Below are 14,997 nucleotides of genomic sequence, written 5' to 3'. Positions count from 1 at the left end.
ACTCGCTGCGCTACCTGGAGGACAGCCTCACGTAATCAAGAACCTCCTAGATTCCGGGCAAAATCGCAAATAGCGCGATCCTCTGGGTCGCCAACCGATTTACGTCACTTTCTTGGCGTGCAGCGATTCGTACACCCCTTCGGGCACTTGACCCATCCGTCGCAGTGGTTCGCCGGGGACGGATCCCCCTCGAGAATGTGTGCACCGACTGGAATGCCGTCCTCGGTTCGTCAGATGCTCGTCTCGACAACGCCGGCCACCGTTGGGGGCAACACGCTTTCAGGAACCTCGCGCGTCGTACATCCGTCGTCGCTTTCGCGTGTGACGACGTACGTGTAGCGGTCGGCACCGGGGTCCCTGGTCAGTGGCTTGTCGCTACTGAGGAGTTCCTCCAGGGTCGCGCGATCACTCGGATCGAGGGCGTCAGCGGCTACGACGCCGCGGGCCTTCAGGCCGGCGAAGCCGCCACGTCTTTCAATGATGTAGCGGTCCTGCATAAATGCCTCAAATCCGCCCTACGCGATGCCTACTTGGGTCCACGCGTCGTCCACTGCACTGTATACGGCGGGATCGGCAGGGAACAACGATTTGGCGGCGGCGCGGGTAAGGTCGGCGAACTCTTTCATGTTCGTCGATTTGTTGGCGCTCGGGCTGGTCAAAGCCTCGAACCAGACTCTCCCCGCCTTCTGCCAGGACCGTCCTCCGATAGAGGTCGCGGCAAGGTAGAAGGCGTGATTTGGGATACCGCTGTTGTCGTGCGGATCCCCACCGGGGATGTAATTCCGGTAGTTGTCTGGTTGCGGTGAGAGGCAGTGCGGATCGCCGGGCTTGGCCATATTACGCAGGCACGTATAGCCTTTCGCCTTCGCCGCGGGACCGATGATGTCGGCGCCGATGAGCCAATCCGCCTTGACGACGGTTTGCTTCTTTTGCCACTGGCGGAACATCGAGCCGAACACGTCGGAGACACTCTCGTTGAGCGCCCCCGGCTCGTCGGTGTAGTCAAGCCCCGCGGTGTACTGCGTGACACCGTGCGTCAACTCGTGGCCGATCACGTCATTCGATTCCGTGAAGTCGAGGAAGATTTTCCCGTCGCCGTCTCCATACGTCATCTGGGAGCCATTCCAGAAAGCGTTCATGTAGCGCACGCCATAGTGAATCGATGACATCAGCGTCATACCCGCATCGTCGACGGAGTTGCGTCCGAAGCATTGCTTGTAGAACTTGGCGACGGCCGTTGTTTCCTCGAACGCGTGTACAGCGGTGGCATCCGGGCTGGTCTCGGGCGTGACAATTGGCGCCCCGGGCAGCGATGTGGTGTTCTTGCAATCGTCGACAAGCACCGATGGAGCCGGCGCGAGAACGCCCGCAAACCGATTGCTGGTCATTCCCCTTGCAAGCAAACCCATTTGCACGGCCTCGGTCTGCGCACTGCGCAGTCCGCGCCAGGCGTCCTCCAGCACAACGCTTTCCCGCATTGCCTGGCGCGTGTCTGCCGGTATCGACTCGTCCTCAGCGAGCTTCGATAGCACGCTTGGCGGAATGATGTGGCACCTATGACGAGCACACATGATGAAACTCCTTCCAGTACAACTAATTCGATTCTTCCTACGGCTCTCGGGCCCGGTCCAAGCACGTCCCATGCGCCGAAGGCTATGGTGCGCAGCGGAATCCGCGACCGATGAGAGGCATGGTTGCTTCTCGTGGTCGACCGGCGCTTGTTGCACGACGTAGACCAACTACCTGGCTCGCAGCCACCTCCTCCTGCGGGGGCGGAAAGCCGGACCCATACAGGTCCAACCGAGTCAAGTATTGGGTTTGGATTGGTGATGGGCACGAGTAGTGGACTACTCGATTCGGCTCAATAAGCCGCGCGGCGCGACTGCGGGACCGCTGTCGCCAATCCTCTTGGAAGACTGCTTAACTCGTCTAAGAGTCAGCGGGTCTAGGTGTGAACTTTCCAGCCCGCCAACGGGGTGGGTGCCGCCGGAGCATTGGGGTCGTTGAACTCGATGTAGACGTCGCCCTGCTTCACATTGCCGTCGTAAGCGATGAATCCGTGGGTGGTTTGGCCATTGGCGACGGTGCCCGAGTGCAGCGGCGGCGTCTTGTTGATCTGCTGGTAGTCGATGATGGATGAGCCGCCCTGGATATCCCGGTACGGGTCTTGTCGCCACGGCGTAGCGGCGGCGGTGATGGAGGTCTGGCTGTAGGTGAACGGCGCGTCGGATTTACCGACGATGGTGAGTTCGATGACGTTGCAACCCCCATTGCCGGAGCAGGGCGAGACCCAGTTGGCGTTGTTGAGCGTGATGTCGGCGGTCGCGGTGCTGTACTCCGTGACATGAATGGTGGAACCGGCTTTTCCGGTCGGGAACGGCGACTGCTCGGGTGTCGGGTCGGCGTTGCCGTGGGGCGCGGTGGCGCACGCAGTTATCGCCAGCAATGTCGCAAGCGTTGCCCGCAAGGAAATCAGTGTGGTCACTTGGCGTTTGCCTCCTGTCATTCGAACACCAGCAGCGGTTTGCTCCAGCGCTAATGCTGCCACCGGCGCTGTTGATACTCGAACCAATCGAGTGTCATGCAAGATGAGCAGATGCAGCGCGAGGCTTCACGATGAACTCCCGCACCCTTGTCCGGCGTCGGATCGACTACCTCCTGCTCCCAGCCTTCGTGCTCGGCATCATCAACGCGCTCGTGTTGAGTCTGCCGGAAGCCCTTGGAGTTCCTGTCGCGACTGACAGCCCATGGCCACCTTTGCGTGCCTTACACACCTGGGGTGTCGAGCAAGAACCGCAGCACCTCGTCATGCCGCCCGCCCTGCGGGCCTCGCTCTTGTACGACGGTTTCGTGCAACTTCCGCTGCTCGTGGTGCTCACCATCGGCGTCTGGAAGCTCAAGTCGTGGCCTTGGCTACCTGCAGTGGCCATGGCCTACGCCGTCAGTGCCTTGGTGAACATGTACTTCTACTTGATGCAGACATTCCTCGGCCCTGACAGTCCCTCACACCTGGCGACCTACCTGCCGCTCAACCTCCCCTGGGTGATCGTGCCGATGCTGGTGGCATACCGATTCTGGCCGCGCACAGCCTGAGGAGGAGGCGTTGGCACCACCGCGAACGTCCATTCCTGCTGGAAATCGGTGGCTATGATCTCGCCATCGCGAGACGATAGGAGCCGCCGATGTCTATAGATCGCCAGCGTGGGGTCGAATTGCGATCGCAACAGGTTGTACCGGACGTCCGGCGGACGTTGTGGCTGGGAACTCTGCTGCAGTTTGGATTGCGCGCGGTGCTGATCGTCTTGGTCGTTGCGACGTTGTTTTTGGAGCCGCCGGACCACTACGAGTGGGTCTGCGTGAGCATCCCGCTGGTGTACGTGGCCATCCTCGGATTCTGGAGTAAGTGGGCGCTGCGACGTGGGGCGCCCACGACGACATCCACCCGGACCCTGGTGCCACTGCTCGTGCTGACCGCCGACGTCACGATGGTCTCTGTCCTGTCGATACTCGCCGGCGTGACGTCCCCGCAGGACTGGACATCAGACGTGATGAGGAATGGCTTCTTCCTGATTCCATTGATCGCGGCTGCGCAGCTGGATCCCAAGATCAGTGGGGCGGTGGCGATCCCGACCGTATCCGTATTCGTTCTGACGTGCTGGATCACTAGGTCGGCCAACCAGGAGCCGTGGGCGTCGATCCTGCTGAGTTCATTCGTCTTGGCCGCGCTGGCCGGTGGATCGGTTGTCCTGTCATTCATCCAGCGGTCCAGAGTGGAAATGATCGCGGACTTGGCACGGCAACGGAGCCAGCTGTTGGAAGAGTTGCTGGAAGTGGAAAAACATGAGCGGCAGGCTATCTCGGAACGTCTGCACGATGGCGCCCTCCAGTACATCTTGGTTGCGCGCCAAGACATCGAGGATGTGCGAGAAGGCTCGGCCGATGCGGCGGACCGCGTGGCATCCGCGCTCGCCGAATGTTCGGGGCTGCTGCGCGACGTAGTCCGTGAGCTGCATCCAGACGTGCTGGTGCGGATGGGATTGAAGTCAGCGATCTCCGCTCTCGCCGATAGCCTTGGTTCCCGCGCAGGACTCACCGTAGATTTCGACGCGGGCAGTTGGCCCGATGGCCTGCGCACCGAGGCCGATGACGTGCTGTACAACGCTGCGCGTGAGGCATCGACGAATGTCGTCAAACATGCGCGGGCGCAAAATATTTGGATCGAGTTACAACACTGCGACGGGTTGGCCTCGCTGCGTGTTGCCGACAACGGAGTGGGCATCTCAGCGGCGGCCATCGCGCAAAAGGCTGACGAAGGTCATATTGGAATGACATCGATGCGGGCGAGGGTACTCGCGTCCGGCGGACAGTTCGACGTGCGCTCGACCTCCCCTGGAACTGAACTCGCCATCTCCATCCCGTTAGGGACGGCACGTCATCTCACTGCCGCCTGATCGTCCTACGGTTCGAAAAGGCGAATTCAACAATCGCTTTAGGCGATCAGCAAGGCGACACCACTTCCAGTGACTTCGACGCTGACGCACGATAGGTCGGTTACGACGACGTCGGCGTCGGCCAGTTCGGCCGCCAGGTGAGTGGTCGTGACGGCTAGTACCTGCGCCCCTGCGGCTCGGCCGGCACCGACGCCCGCGGGCGCATCCTCCACCACCAGGCACTCCTGCGCCTCGAAGCCCAGCGCGGCAGCCGCCTTGAGGTAGCTCTCGGGGTCGGGCTTGCCGACTGATACGTCTTCTGCGCCGATCAGCAACTGCGGGGCCGGCAGCCGCGCTGCCGCCAATCGAGCAGCCATCAATGAGCGCGGACCGGAGGTGACCACGGCCCAATGACTAGCCGGCAGGGCATCGAGGAGTCGGCGTGCTCCCGGTAGCGCGACGACACCGTCGAGATCGGCAGACTCTTGCAGGGCAAGTAGCCGAGCCGTCGCTGCGACTCGCTGCTGGGGTGCGACGAAGTGCGCGACAGTGTCTTCGGTTCGCCTGCCATGACAGACCTTGAGCACCTCTTCATAGTCGACGCCGTATTCCTGGGCCCAGGTACCCCAGGACCGCTCGACTGTGGCGGTTGAGTCAACCAAGGTGCCATCGATGTCGAACAAGATCCTCTTGCCGTGCAGCACCGCCATAGCCCGCAACCCTAATGGCGATGGGGGCCCGTGCCTGGCGGCTGCGAGCGGCCCCGGTTTGCCCTGGGCGATGGTGGTCGGCAATGTTCGGGCCGGCATCAACGGACCGCTCGGGTCGTTTGTGGTGAAAACCGCACGTCAAACGGACTCTTCTAATGAGCGTTGAGTAAAAAGATGCGACCCATTGTGAGGTTGGTCATAGTTGCTATTACGCGGGTCACACACTTTTGTAAAGGTGCAGGAAAGTAAATACAACTACTTGGACCCAAGATCTTCCATTTGCACCGTCCTGATATCATGCATTCAATCAACTGCTTCGGCCCCTGCCTGGCGCCACCCAACGACGCTGCGTCAGGCAATTGCAGCGTGGGCGACGAAAGGATTATTGGTGTCAACAGCCACCAAACGAGCTCAATACGACTTCATTTACGAGACTTTGCAGCATGAAACGGCGGCACTGGACTTTACGATATCAGTGCTGGAAAAGAGTTATAAATCCCACTTTTCTGAACACGCCAGCGATGTAAGTGGGCTCCTGGAGGATGCGTGCAAGCATTTGCTGTCAGCTGGCGATGGGCGTGAACTCTATCAAGTAAGTAAAGAGGTGCACGAACAATTCTTCACATCCGAAGGAAACGGGTCATGGTTCAGCGAGGGCTACTCGGCATATAAGTCACAGCGTAAGCCGATACAGGACTTCAATAATCTCGCAGACGCCATTAGCGGTAGCACCGTGCTCGACTTCGGCTGCGGCCGCGGTCATTTAGCTGCGCTGATCGCCAACGCCGGCTTTGACTGCTACACCACGGATGTCATGGACTACCGTGGCGCGGAAGCTGGTCAGCTGCCGTTTCGGCAGATGACTTCGCCTGTTGATGTCCCCTATGCGGACGACATGTTCGACAGTGCGATCGTCAAAACCGTGCTCCATCACGTTGATGAACCCGATCTTATCCCGCTGTTAATTAATTTGCGGCGCGTTGCACGGCGGCTGATTATCGAGGAAGACACTTACGCCGTTCCCGCGACGCTCCTCGGGACTGCAGGCGGACAGATCGAGCTGGCCGAATTTAATCAATTGAGTGAACGCGATCAATTTCGGGTACTAGTGCTTGTCGACTTCTTTGGCAATGCCGTTGCTCAAGGCATTGTCGATATGAATTTCGGCTGCCAATTCAAGTGTGTTAGCGAGTGGCATTCGATATTTAACAGCCTTGGCTTCCGTGTTGTAGATACAGACATCGTAGGCTTTCGCCCGGGCAATATTCACAAAAGCTGCCAGGTTCGCTTCGTCGTTGATCGCGAGGAATTGCAATAGAGAACCTGAGGGAAGCGGCTATTTGGCTGGCCGCTCAAGCCCAAGGTGATCGCGCAATGTGGGCCCGGCGTACTCGGTGCGGAATCGGCCACGGCGCTGCAGGATAGGCACGACATGATCGACGAACGTCGTGAGCTCATGCGGGAGCGTCGATCCCATGATTGTGAACCCGTCGACCGCGCCCGCGTCCTGCCACGCGATCACGTGGTCGGCCAGCTGCTCCGGCGTGCCGATGAAATGAGTCTGCCCCGCCAGGCCGCCCGTCACTTCCCGCGAGATCTCACGTAACGACGCCTCGGGCCGCGCACGCGAGGCCGCAAAGAGCTGCTCGGCCCGGCTTGACGGCGCCGACCGCTCGGCCCAGAGTTCGGCCGGCAGCGGAGCGTCGGGGTCGAAGCCGTCCGGGTCAAGCCCCGCCGTGTAAAGGGTGTTCTGCCACCGAAACTCTGGATTCTCCAGGTCTTCGAGGCGCTGTGCGCGCGCCCGGGCTTCGGCCTCGGTACCGCCAAGCGTGATCATCAACGCGGGCAGCACCAGCACCTGATCGGGCTTTCGGCCGATGGCCGCGGCCTGTTCGTGAAGGTTGGCCCGGAAAGCGACCGCCGCCTCGAGTGAGGGCGGCCCGGAGAAGACCACCTCGGCGTATCGCGCGGCCAGTCCGACGCCTGCCGCCGATTGTCCTGCCTGAACCAGCACCGGGTGCCCCTGCGGACTGCGCGGAAATGGCTGCACGCCCTCGACGTCGTAGTACTTGCCGTGGAAGCGCGGCGCGTGAATCTTGGCGCGGTCCGCCCAGACGCCGCGTTCGCGGTCACCGATGACCGCGTCGTCCTCCCAGCTGTCCCAGACGTGGGTGACGGCCTCGACGAATTCGTGGGCCTGCGCGTAGCGGTCGGCGTGCTCGGGATGGAACCGTTCGCCGAACGCGGCCGCGGCCAGCGGTGTGACGGTGGTGACGATGTTCCAGCCGGCGCGCCCCCCACTGAGATGATCCAGCGTCGCGAATCGGCGAGCCAGCTCCCACGGCTTGCTGTAGGTCGTCGAGCCCGTCCCGATCAGCCCGATGCGGTCGGTGACCGCCGCCTGCGCCGAGAGCACCGCTATCGGGTCGAACTGCGTCTGAGGCAGATACGTCGCACGATATTCGGCGATGGCGATGTTGTCGGCCAAGAAGATTGAGTCCATCAATCCGCGTTCAGCGATCCGCGCGATATCCGTGTAGTAGGACAGGCCCAAGACGTTGCGCACGTCGCCGTCGACGACGCGCCACGCCGCCTCGTGATAGCCGTTCGGCCAGATGAAAGCGTTGAAGTGCAGAGGCCGCGTGCTCATAAGTTCGACTCCTTCGTGCCCGTGAATGCTTGCGAGGGAGGCGGGGTTCGCGATGTCAGTCGAGCAAGACGTGACCGCAGCCCTAGGCATTCTGATGGGGCAACGTGGTCTGGGGTCGAAATAGTCCTTCGTGGTGGGAACGCCGCAAGATCTCGGATCCATAGTCGGCGACTAGCGACTCGCCAAACCGCCCCTAGCTGGGCACCAAGATCTTTTTGAGGGCCATTAGCAAGCCTTTTCGCGTCATAGCCGCACGCCGTAGGCAGCCTCGAGCGGAACGGAAGGAAACCTAGATGTCGCTGGTAGTTCTAGACGCCGCCAGAGCCCTCATGGCTTTGGGCGGCGCGGGCGCAAATTTTGCCCTCGATCGCAACAAGTCGGTCAGCGAAGAATATTCGGTCGCGAGTGGGGCCAGTTTGGCCGGTGACCTGCTTACGGCCGCGGCCTCACTGCACCGAACGGTCACGAGACCAGCTGTGCCCCAATTCAACAACGGCGTGAGGGTCGATGCGGGCCCCGACGTTATCCTCCTGACTCTCAACTTGGTTGAGGTCGTGGAGCTTATGACTGGATTCGGCCCCCCTTACGAGGGCGATGACTTCAAGACCGGTTCGAGCATGTTCATCAGAGCCTCTGAACAGCTGAATTCGGCCCTTCCGGATGACAGGTGGCAGGGTTCGGCGGCGCAAGCCTATGCCGACCAGGATGCGGCACTACAGACTCTCGCGCAGCAAGTTGCCGCGCTGGACCAACAATTGGCCGACATCATAAAAAGCGAAGCCGACATCGTCACCCACATACGCTTGAGCCTCGGATTATTGAAGATTTTCCTTTGCGCGGCTTACCGCTTTGAACTCGCCCTGCTGGCTGTGCCGGGCGGCGCTGCGGCGGCGTATTCATTCGCAACAGGCGCTGCGGCGACTGGGACCGTCGCCACCCTGGGCCTGCTTGGCACCTTGAGCGGTTTCCAGATCGAAAATGCAAGCAAGGTAGACGGTTTGACCACCCAATATGACGCTCTGCGCACGGGAGCGGGCGTCACGGGAACGACATTCACTCAGACCGAAGGACCCGCAGCGGTGGAGTCCACCGCTTCTGGTTTACCGGCCTTCGGCAGCGCCGTGTCTGAGATGTCGGGTATGCCCACGATTGCCACGTTGGCTCGCTCGGCCCCCGAAGCTGTTTCGCCGGAGCAAAACTCATTGCTCGCGGACCCGAGTGGTGCGCCGCCAGCTTGGTGGGGTCCCACTGGGAACACACCGGCCCCGGTGTTTCCCATACCCGGGTTCGCTTCGCAGACGCAATACGGCGGGCAAGCCGCGAATCCGTTGCCGCCTATAGGCATTGCCAACCAGCCTCCCAGGCAGACGCTCAACCCGGTGGGCAGGCAGGGCCAGAAGGAACCGGGCCGTGCAGCAGAGGACGACTCTACCGAAACCGGCGGCGCCGGGCCGGCTGATGGCACCCAGGGCGCCGGACGGACACCCATTGAGGTCACCGCCAGCCATCTCAACGGGCGCAGAGAACGCTTCTGATGAAGCCCGCCGGCGACGTCGAAGTCGTAGCGGGACAAGGCCATACAACATTTACTTGAGGAGATTCATCATGAATGATCTAGCCGTCACAGCAGGCTACCTAGACATACTGGCGGAACAGCAGAACAAGACTGCCGAACAGATCGGAGCCGCGGCCTCGGTGGCCACCGAGGCCAAAACCTCGGTCTGGGTGAGCCACGGCGTAGCCAGCTTCGCGTTCAATATCGCGGTGGTCAAGGCTGAGAGTGCGCGCCGCGCGTTGGGTGCAGAAATGAAAAGGGTCGCCACCAACTTCGACGCCAAGCTGCATACCGCCGAAGGCGCGTATGCGGCCACCGACACGCGGGCGGCCGAGAACCTCGACAAGATCCTGCATGGCTGATCATGTCCGGTCCGCTCACCGCCGGTCGGGCGGTTTCCCTATGCGGCAGGCAAAATGGCCAGGTGCACTCTGGCGGCGAAGTCAGCCGGCGGGTACCGCGATGGTCTTCGTCTCGAGGAACTCGGAGAGTCCAGCCACGCCCATCTCCCTGCCGATGCCCGACTGCTTGTATCCGCCGAACGGCGCGTCCGGAGCGAACCACACTCCGCCGTTGACGCCGACAGTCCCAGTCCTTATTCGCCGCGCCACCGACATCGCACGCTCGGTGTCGGCGCCATAGACGCCTCCGGAGAGACCGAAGATGGAGTTGTTGGCGATCCGGACCGCGTCGTCGTCATCGCTGAATGGGATCACCACGAGCACCGGCCCGAACAATTCGTCCTGCGCGACTTCGCTGTCCGGGTCGACATGGGTGAGCAATGTCGGAGCGTAGAAGAACCCCGGTCCGTCGATCGGATGACCGCCGATTGCTACCTTTGCGCCGGCTTCGACCGCACGCTTGACGACGCCGTCGACTTTATCCCGCTGAGCTTGGCTGATGAGGGGACCCATGTACGTGCCAGGTTCGGCCGGGTTGCCCACCTTGACGTTCGACAGGTGGGCGACGACCTTCTCGACGATCTCGTCGTGACGGGAGCTGGGTACCAGCAGCCGGGACGTGATCGCGCACCCCTGCCCGGCGTGCGAGCAGATGCTGAACGCCGCGACGAGCGTGGGCATTTCGATGTCGGCGTCGTCGAGCAGGATCAGGGCGGATTTTCCGCCCAGTTCCAGGAACACTCGTTTCACGGTCGGGCTGGCCGCCTCCATGATCCGGCGGCCGACGGGCGTCGAGCCGGTGAAGCTGATCATGTCAACGTCTGGGTGAGTGGTCAGCAGCTCTCCGACGGCAACCTCCGACGATGCGATCACGTTGACCACGCCGGCCGGGATGTCTGTTTCGGCGGCAATGAGTTCTCCGAGCGCAACCGCGAGAAGGGGAGTCTGCGGCGCACCCTTGAGGACCACCGTGCAACCCGCCGCTAGCGCCGGGGCGATCTTGGCGAGTGCCAACTGCATCGGGTAGTTGTAGGCGACGATCGCGGCAACCACTCCCGCGGGCTCCCGTTCGACCAAGCGGCGATGCATCGCTCCCCGGGACTCGTGCAGCCCGAAGTCCTCGGTGAAGGCAAACTGCTCAGCCAGGTCGGCATAGTAGGTGAGCAGGGAAATCGGGTCGTCGAGGGCCGGCCCGCCGACCAGCATCGGTGTGTGCCCGCACTCGGCAATCGTCAACTGGGCGAAATCCTCGTGGTGGCGCTGAAGCGCGTCGTGGAGTTGACGCAAACAGCTGACCCGCTTGGCCACATTCGTGGACCAGTCGGTCTCGTCGAACGCATGCCGCGCCGCCCGGATCGCGCTCTCGACGTGCTCGATCGTCGCGTCGGGGGCTTCTTCGATGACGCTTCCGGTTGCTGGGTTGACCGAGGGGTAATGCCGACCCGGATCCACGAGCTGTCCGTCAATAAGCAAGCGTCTCAAGGCTTTTCCCATCCGACCTGGCACGCCGACCGCAGGCGAGTCACGTCATTCTGCAATATGACGACACAAGTGTGTCGCGAATTGTTTCGGTTCGTCAAGAATCGGTTCTTTTCGACGTACGGCGTCCGTGCACTTTGCGACCGCTTGGCTGCAGCGGTGTCTCTCCGGCGCAGAGCGCTTCGGCGATCAATTTGTGCAGCCAGCGTTGCACTCGCACAGCGTCGGCGGGAGGCAGCTTCCAGTCTCTGAGCAGGATCTCGTGTGAGGCGACGCTCCAGATAACGTCGAGGGCAGCTGCCGCCATCGCGCGATCGGCGTCAGCCCAATCCGATACTTCGGAGTCCACCGCTGACCTGATCGCATCCAAACGGTCCGCGTCGAGCGCGGGGAACGCCGCCGGCACCACGGCCCACGGCGTCGCGGCAAACTTCGCTACAGCGGAGAACACCCGACCGGTCACCTCGGGCAGATCGTCGAGTGTGAGCCCCTCATAACTCACACCCGCCTCCTCCATGAGCCGATCCGCTAAGGCACCGTGCAGTAGCGCCTCGGAGGCGAAGTGCCGGTAAACCGTCCGTCGACTGACGCCGGCCTGATCCGCCACCGCCTGGATCGTCAAGCTTCCCCAATCCCAACTGGGCAGCTCGCGAGCCAACTCGGCCGCCCCGGCGATAATTCGCTCACGGCTCGCCGCCGCGCGAAGCCGCCGAACCGGACTGTCATACCGGCGGCGCGACGAATCCACGCCCTCGTCCATTCGTGCATCGTAAGTCAACCCGCGCACCCGCTTCGGGCCCATTGGCGTGCAACTTCTGAGTGTTAGGGTGCCGCATGGTCGAAACGGGGCAACAAACGACGATCGATGCGGCCGAGGTGCGGGCCCTGCTCGACCGGCAGGCGATCACAGAGCAGATCTACCGCTATTGCCGCGCGGTGGATCGGCTCGATATTCCGTTGGGGCACTCAGTATTTCACGAGGACGCGACCGCGAATTACGGGGAGTCGCTTTACCAGGGCGACGGACGCGGCGTCATCGATTTCATCTGCGCCTCGCATCTACTGACCCTCAACCATTCGCACCAGGTCAGCAACAGCATCATCACGCTCGACGGCGACCACGCGGGCAGCGAAACCTACTTCCATTCCGCGACGCGATTGATGCAGGACGGCAAAGTCATGCAGATCCGGGTCTGGGGCCGCTACCTCGACGAGTGGTCGCGCCGGGATCGCTTGTGGCGCATCGACAAACGTCTGACTTTGTTCGACTTCGACGAAGTCCGAGAAGTCACCGAGATGGCGAGCCGCGACGCCATCCGCGACCGCACCGATCCGTCGTACGCCGTGCTGAAAGGCCTGCGACTTATCGGGATGCCCTAATCGGCACGTTGGCGTAACCGTTGACATTAGTCATGGCGACGCGCCGGAGCTGGTCCGTGGGGACTTCAAACCACGGCAACAGGTCAAGCAAGTGGTCGAAAGCGATCTTGCTTTCCATCCGCGCCAACGCCGCGCCAAGACAGCTGTGAATGCCATAGCCAAATCCGAGGTTCTGCGCCTCGGCACGGTCCCGATTGATATCGAAGGTGTCGGGATCGGTAAAGGCCCGTCCGTCGCGATTCGCCGACGCCGGAAGAAGCATGACCGTCTTGTGGGACGGAATCGTGACACCATGCAGCTGCACCTCTTTGAGGCTGTAGCGGCAGTCGTACTGCACCGGGCCATCAAAGCGCAGCACCTCCTCGACTGCATCCGGGATCTTGGCGCGGTCGGCGCGAAGTTGTTCCCATTGGTCTCGGTGCTTGGAAAACAACACCATCGCGCTGCCAATCAACTTGGTCACCGTTTCTGCTCCCGCACCGCCCAGCAGCATGCAAAAGCCAACGATCTCAACGTCATCGAGTTTCGTGGTGGTGCCGTCGTCGCGTTCCACTTCGACGGCGATCAGGGCGCTGATCATGTCATCGCGCGGTTCAGCGCGCCGTTGCTGAATGAGGTTGTAGTACAGCAGGCCGTTTTCCTCTACCGCTTTTTTGCCCGCCTCACTCATGGTCGTTGCGCCCGGTTCACGCGCCATCACCAAATCTTGGAAGTGCCTGACGGATTGGCGGTCCTCTTCCGGCACACCGAGCATTGTGGTGATCACCTCGACCGGGAAATACGCGGAGAAGTCGGCAACCACGTCGAACGCGTCAAGATCAAGGCGGGAGAAATACCGGTCGATCGTGGCGCGGACGATTGCCTCCTGCGCCGCCATGGCTCGCGGGGTGAAAACCTTGTTGACCAGACCGCGCATCCGCCGATGCGACGGCGGATCCATGAATTGGACCAACGGATCCTTGACCACTTCGCCAGTCGCGACTTGGTCCAAAGTGACTCCCCTGGCCGACGAGAAGTTCTCGAAATCCTTGAATGCCGCAGCGACGTCAACATGTCGACTCAAGGCGTAAAAGTCGAGATCCTCGCTGCGGAACACCGGCGCCTCGTCACGCAGCCGCCGGTAGATCGGATACGGGTCGTTGAAGAACTCGGCAGAGAACGGGTCGAACGCAACCGTCGAGGTGGCCATCGGCACATCATCTACCACGCACTGCCTAGCCGGAAAGGTTATGGCCGCGCACAAGTCTCATAGTGGGTCGGTGCACTACAGCTTGGACACCCGGTCAAAGACACGTGTTTGATCTCGTTGATTGTCCTCACACCGCTGCCTCACTAGGTTGACAGCTTCCAGGGGGTAATAGAGCGTATCCGTTAGGCAGGCTCACCCGGCGGCCCAGTCCTCAATGGAGAGGAATTAATATGCGCGCCATTCAGATTGAACAGTTCGGCGACCCCGCGCAGGTGCTTCGCGTCGTCGACGTCGAGGAGCCGCCGCCACCGGGTCCGCATGAGGTTCTGCTGAGCGTCGAAATTTCGCCGTTGAACAAACACGACCTACTGGTTGTCACCGGCATGCTGGCGCGACCGCCCCTGCCCCACATACCAGGAGCCGAGGGCGTCGCCCGCGTGCTCGCCACCGGAGCCGAGGTCGATGGACTTCAAGTCGGCGATCAGGTCGTGCTGCCCCTGTACTCCGGTGCGTGGCGTGAGCGGCTCGTCGTGCCCGCCGACGGCCTGTTCGCACTCCCCGCCGGCGGCAACATCGAGCAGTACTCGATGCTGGGCAGCAACCCCCCGACGGCAGGGTTGATGCTCAGTGAATGCACCCCCCTGCAGCCCGGTGACTGGGTGGTGCAGAACGCCGCGAACTCCGGTGTGGGACGGTCGTTGATTGCACTGGCCAAACGTCGTGGACTTAAGACGATCAACCTGGCCCGCGACGACACAACGTTCGCCGAGCTCACGGCAGCCGGGGCCGACGTGGTTCACGTCGACGATCCCGATGCGGTCGGCGAGGTTCGAGCAGTGATCGGCGACGCGCGAGTGGCGCTGGCAGTAGAAGCCGTCGGTGGTCCGGGGGTGGCGCGGCTGCTCGAATTGCTTTCCGACGGTGGATGGTTGGTCAGCTATTCCTGGGCCAGGGACGAACCCATGTGGGTCGACACCTCGACACTGGTCGGCAAGCACCTCACCGTCCGCGGATTCTTTGTCGGCGACTTCGACTACCGCGAGAAGGTGGTGCCCGTCATTCGTGAGGCGGCACCGCTGGTGGCCGACGGCGCCCTCGTCGTCCCCGTGGCGGCCGTGTACCCCCTGGACCATATCCAGGACGCGGTGCAACATCTCTTCCGTGGCGGCAAGATCCTGCTGAACGTGGCCAGCCGATAGGTTT

The 14,997-nt window shown here is 61.9% G+C and carries 15 protein-coding genes; 7 read left to right on the top strand and 8 right to left on the bottom strand.

What is annotated here, in order from left to right:
- Positions 1-230 precede the first annotated feature (230 nt).
- From LMQ14_RS09720 to LMQ14_RS09710, 3 genes are all read right to left on the bottom strand, one after another.
- On the bottom strand, positions 231-497 hold the full coding sequence (locus LMQ14_RS09720; RefSeq protein WP_267734532.1) for a protealysin inhibitor emfourin: 267 nt from the start codon (positions 495-497) through the stop codon (positions 231-233).
- 18 nt (positions 498-515) lie between these two features.
- A complete protein-coding gene (locus LMQ14_RS09715) occupies positions 516-1,571 on the bottom strand; it encodes a M4 family metallopeptidase (protein ID WP_267734531.1) in 1,056 nt (351 codons plus the stop codon).
- Positions 1,572-1,945: 374 nt separating this feature from the next.
- Positions 1,946-2,476 carry a hypothetical protein gene (locus LMQ14_RS09710; protein WP_324291134.1) on the bottom strand — a complete coding sequence of 177 codons (531 nt, stop codon included), beginning with the start codon at positions 2,474-2,476 and terminating at the stop codon, positions 1,946-1,948.
- Between the two features lie 140 nt (positions 2,477-2,616).
- Between LMQ14_RS09710 and LMQ14_RS09705 the strand changes: the two genes are divergently transcribed.
- Entirely contained in the window at positions 2,617-3,093 is a 477-nt protein-coding gene (locus LMQ14_RS09705) for a hypothetical protein (RefSeq protein WP_267734529.1), read from the top strand.
- 197 nt (positions 3,094-3,290) lie between these two features.
- On the top strand, positions 3,291-4,451 hold the full coding sequence (locus LMQ14_RS09700; RefSeq protein ID WP_267734528.1) for a sensor histidine kinase: 1,161 nt from the start codon (positions 3,291-3,293) through the stop codon (positions 4,449-4,451).
- 38 nt (positions 4,452-4,489) lie between these two features.
- Here the strand turns inward: LMQ14_RS09700 and LMQ14_RS09695 are convergent, their stop codons facing one another.
- Positions 4,490-5,140, bottom strand: a complete 651-nt coding sequence (locus LMQ14_RS09695) for an HAD-IA family hydrolase (RefSeq protein ID WP_267734527.1) — start codon at positions 5,138-5,140, stop codon at positions 4,490-4,492.
- Positions 5,141-5,528: 388 nt separating this feature from the next.
- On the opposite strand from LMQ14_RS09695, the gene LMQ14_RS09690 reads away from it, so the two are divergent.
- Entirely contained in the window at positions 5,529-6,458 is a 930-nt protein-coding gene (locus LMQ14_RS09690) for a class I SAM-dependent methyltransferase (protein WP_267734526.1), read from the top strand.
- 18 nt (positions 6,459-6,476) lie between these two features.
- On the opposite strand, the gene LMQ14_RS09685 is transcribed toward LMQ14_RS09690, so the two are convergent.
- The gene (locus tag LMQ14_RS09685; protein WP_267734525.1) at positions 6,477-7,790 is read right to left on the bottom strand and encodes an NtaA/DmoA family FMN-dependent monooxygenase; all 1,314 of its coding nucleotides are present in this window, start codon (positions 7,788-7,790) and stop codon (positions 6,477-6,479) included.
- Positions 7,791-8,083: 293 nt separating this feature from the next.
- Between LMQ14_RS09685 and LMQ14_RS09680 the strand changes: the two genes are divergently transcribed.
- The gene (locus LMQ14_RS09680; protein WP_267734524.1) at positions 8,084-9,325 is read left to right on the top strand and encodes an EspA/EspE family type VII secretion system effector; all 1,242 of its coding nucleotides are present in this window, start codon (positions 8,084-8,086) and stop codon (positions 9,323-9,325) included.
- Positions 9,326-9,395: 70 nt separating this feature from the next.
- Positions 9,396-9,707 carry an ESX-1 secretion-associated protein gene (locus LMQ14_RS09675; RefSeq protein WP_267734523.1) on the top strand — a complete coding sequence of 104 codons (312 nt, stop codon included), beginning with the start codon at positions 9,396-9,398 and terminating at the stop codon, positions 9,705-9,707.
- An 81-nt stretch (positions 9,708-9,788) separates the two neighbouring features.
- Here LMQ14_RS09675 and LMQ14_RS09670 read toward each other — a convergent pair whose 3' ends face one another.
- Positions 9,789-11,240 carry an aldehyde dehydrogenase family protein gene (locus LMQ14_RS09670; protein ID WP_267734522.1) on the bottom strand — a complete coding sequence of 484 codons (1,452 nt, stop codon included), beginning with the start codon at positions 11,238-11,240 and terminating at the stop codon, positions 9,789-9,791.
- Between the two features lie 82 nt (positions 11,241-11,322).
- Complete coding sequence (locus LMQ14_RS09665) at positions 11,323-11,985, bottom strand: TetR/AcrR family transcriptional regulator (protein WP_267734521.1); 663 nt, start codon at positions 11,983-11,985, stop codon at positions 11,323-11,325.
- A gap of 74 nt (positions 11,986-12,059) precedes the next feature.
- On the opposite strand from LMQ14_RS09665, the gene LMQ14_RS09660 reads away from it, so the two are divergent.
- Positions 12,060-12,605 carry a nuclear transport factor 2 family protein gene (locus tag LMQ14_RS09660; RefSeq protein WP_267734520.1) on the top strand — a complete coding sequence of 182 codons (546 nt, stop codon included), beginning with the start codon at positions 12,060-12,062 and terminating at the stop codon, positions 12,603-12,605.
- Here the strand turns inward: LMQ14_RS09660 and LMQ14_RS09655 are convergent.
- Positions 12,589-13,794, bottom strand: a complete 1,206-nt coding sequence (locus LMQ14_RS09655; RefSeq protein ID WP_267734519.1) for a cytochrome P450 — start codon at positions 13,792-13,794, stop codon at positions 12,589-12,591. The two genes, LMQ14_RS09660 and LMQ14_RS09655, sit on opposite strands and share 17 nt — an antisense overlap.
- Before the next feature lie 230 nt (positions 13,795-14,024).
- Between LMQ14_RS09655 and LMQ14_RS09650 the strand changes: the two genes are divergently transcribed.
- Positions 14,025-14,993: a zinc-dependent alcohol dehydrogenase family protein gene (locus LMQ14_RS09650; RefSeq protein WP_267734518.1), complete on the top strand. Its 969-nt coding sequence runs from the start codon at positions 14,025-14,027 to the stop codon at positions 14,991-14,993.
- The last annotated feature ends 4 nt before the right edge of the window (positions 14,994-14,997 follow it).

Origin of the sequence: Mycobacterium sp. Aquia_213 (genome assembly GCF_026625985.1) — a bacterium.
GTDB lineage: Bacteria > Actinomycetota > Actinomycetes > Mycobacteriales > Mycobacteriaceae > Mycobacterium.
This window is presented reverse-complemented; position numbering and strand designations above follow the sequence as displayed.

Bases quoted from the DNA above. Each gene is read 5' to 3' on its own strand.
- LMQ14_RS09720 (WP_267734532.1), bottom strand. From the start codon at position 497: ATGCAGGACCGCTACATCATTGAAAGACGTGGCGGCTTCGCCGGCCTG.
- LMQ14_RS09715 (WP_267734531.1), bottom strand. From the start codon at position 1,571: ATGTGTGCTCGTCATAGGTGCCACATCATTCCGCCAAGCGTGCTATCG.
- LMQ14_RS09705 (WP_267734529.1), top strand. From the start codon at position 2,617: ATGAACTCCCGCACCCTTGTCCGGCGTCGGATCGACTACCTCCTGCTC.
- LMQ14_RS09695 (WP_267734527.1), bottom strand. From the start codon at position 5,140: ATGGCGGTGCTGCACGGCAAGAGGATCTTGTTCGACATCGATGGCACC.
- LMQ14_RS09685 (WP_267734525.1), bottom strand. From the start codon at position 7,790: ATGAGCACGCGGCCTCTGCACTTCAACGCTTTCATCTGGCCGAACGGC.
- LMQ14_RS09680 (WP_267734524.1), top strand. From the start codon at position 8,084: ATGTCGCTGGTAGTTCTAGACGCCGCCAGAGCCCTCATGGCTTTGGGC.
- LMQ14_RS09675 (WP_267734523.1), top strand. From the start codon at position 9,396: ATGAATGATCTAGCCGTCACAGCAGGCTACCTAGACATACTGGCGGAA.
- LMQ14_RS09670 (WP_267734522.1), bottom strand. From the start codon at position 11,240: ATGGGAAAAGCCTTGAGACGCTTGCTTATTGACGGACAGCTCGTGGAT.
- LMQ14_RS09665 (WP_267734521.1), bottom strand. From the start codon at position 11,985: ATGGACGAGGGCGTGGATTCGTCGCGCCGCCGGTATGACAGTCCGGTT.
- LMQ14_RS09660 (WP_267734520.1), top strand. From the start codon at position 12,060: ATGGTCGAAACGGGGCAACAAACGACGATCGATGCGGCCGAGGTGCGG.
- LMQ14_RS09655 (WP_267734519.1), bottom strand. From the start codon at position 13,794: ATGGCCACCTCGACGGTTGCGTTCGACCCGTTCTCTGCCGAGTTCTTC.
- LMQ14_RS09650 (WP_267734518.1), top strand. From the start codon at position 14,025: ATGCGCGCCATTCAGATTGAACAGTTCGGCGACCCCGCGCAGGTGCTT.